1 protein-coding gene is annotated in these 264 nt (G+C 48.5%); it reads left to right on the top strand.

Annotated features, from left to right (window positions below; translation table 11 throughout):
- The coding region (locus A1OO_RS01555) for a GTP-binding protein (protein WP_017005063.1) at window positions 1–264 on the top strand (264 nt) is incomplete at both ends.

Here is a 264-nt window from a genome sequence, read left to right as displayed (position 1 = left end):
CTAAAGAAAAATTTGAACGTACGAAACCGCACGTTAACGTTGGTACTATCGGCCACGTTGACCACGGTAAAACCACTCTAACTGCAGCAATCTGTACTGTACTGTCAAAAGTATACGGCGGTTCTGCACGTGACTTCGCATCTATCGATAACGCTCCAGAAGAGCGCGAGCGCGGTATCACTATCTCTACCTCACACGTAGAATACGATACACCTGCTCGTCACTACGCACACGTAGACTGCCCAGGACACGCCGATTATGTTA

The organism is Enterovibrio norvegicus FF-33 (assembly GCF_000286835.2).
In the GTDB taxonomy this organism is placed as follows: Bacteria; Pseudomonadota; Gammaproteobacteria; order Enterobacterales; family Vibrionaceae; genus Enterovibrio; species Enterovibrio norvegicus_A.
The sequence above is the reverse complement of the archived record's forward strand: the minus strand, read 5'-3'. Positions and strand labels throughout refer to the sequence as shown.